The 1,597-nt window shown below is 46.1% G+C and carries 1 protein-coding gene and 1 pseudogene; both read left to right on the forward strand.

Features of this window, described 5'->3' with window-relative positions:
• Positions 1 to 673, forward strand: a pseudogene (locus JCM16159_RS12955) (hypothetical protein); the annotation flags it as partial.
• A 187-nt stretch (positions 674 to 860) separates the two neighbouring features.
• A complete protein-coding gene (locus JCM16159_RS18070) occupies positions 861 to 1,061 on the forward strand; it encodes a hypothetical protein (protein ID WP_243666930.1) in 201 nt (66 codons plus the stop codon).
• Positions 1,062 to 1,597 lie beyond the last annotated feature (536 nt).

Here is a 1,597-nt window from a genome sequence, read left to right on the forward strand (position 1 = left end):
GTACAACACGAGCATAACCGCAATACCAATACCCAAGTACCTAGGAGGCCTAAACTACGTAATAGCATTCGGTAACAACAGAGTCCTGGTCATAGGACCACACTCACTAAGTGCGGCGCTAAACATAGCAGGCAAGTTCTGGATACCAATGATAATGAAAATATCAACACCAGACCCAACTGGAGAGGACTTATGCATGGAATTAATACAAACATATAGTCTACCGCAAAATGAACCGACCCTGGTCAATAATGCATATATAATTGCCTACGGCGGACAGGCCTATAGCGACTCATATGGTAGTTTTCAAGTCGACTTCTGTACGTCGTGGTCGAGTATTGTTGATCAACAATATGGTAAGTTCTCAATAGGTTATGCCGAGCTCTACAACTTCATTGAGTATATACCAAATTCCGGCACGGAGATTGAGTACCTAAAGGCCTTTCAGGATAGTTACGCGTCGTACATTGTTTATGAGTATGAGCTTGGCCAAGCCTCACAGTTACCTGGAGACGTACAGTACATAGCTAGCACAGGCGGAGGTTATGAGCCAGGTTACTGGACAGATCCTAATTATTCTCCGCAGGCATTGCTATGCTCATCATCAACAACATACACTGTTAATGTGGCCACCGGTCTCTCCACCTCACCCTCAGGCCCTCAGCCGGAATAACAATTTCACAATCAACCTCCAGTGGTTATAACTGCCCATACTACACAATATTCCCGAGTGGTTCACCCAGCACAGCAACGCCGTTGGGATACGTAGCGGCTAATTCAACCTGGGTCTTCACACCGCAGAATGCGCAGGCAGCTACTGCAAGGCAGGCCTATGGAGTTGAGAGCGATGGGCCACGTATATGGGTCCGGCATATACTCCGTTGCCGACGGCATTCACAATACCGGCTGGTGCCTCCGTAGTCGTTAATAGTACGTCGAGCTTTTGGCCTTGCTCTGAGGAGATCGTCTATGACATTGATTGGGATGTCTGGGTTAGCCCCTATATGTCTACCACAGGTAGTGAGGCGCCAGTTATTTTAACCAGCAACAGCCAGGCTTAAACATAGCGCCACCAGCTTACAATAACCTAAACTGGCAATCAAACAATGGATTTTACACCACGGTTTTCTGTACACCCTCAGAAATTGGTTGATTTTATTGATTAATACTTCACAAAGTTAAATTAAAGATTTCATTCATTTCATGAACCTCCTCACGTCTCGCGTCATGATATTAACCATTGTCGATTGGGTAGGCGGTTATGAAGATAAGCATATTAGGTCAGAAGATACGAGGTTGTTCGCCACTAACTATGGATAATGTTGGCGGGAAAATGACACATTAAAAGGCTTAACTAAGTCCTACCTGGGGTCCTTACCCTCCGTAGTACTGCCTTTGGCTTTATACCGATGAGTGGTACCTTGGTTGATCATGTAGTCTACGACATCGACTGGGATGTTTGGGTTAACCTAAACGGTGTAATGACCTACGGCTCCGGCACATATAGTTCCACCAGCCGCTATCTCGAGCTGGAACTTTAACAACGGCTTCTACTACACAACAAGCTGCTGGCTAGGATAACCAAACCCCAGGGGCC

The organism is Vulcanisaeta sp. JCM 16159, assembly GCF_001316265.1.
Classification (GTDB): domain Archaea; phylum Thermoproteota; class Thermoprotei; order Thermoproteales; family Thermocladiaceae; genus Vulcanisaeta.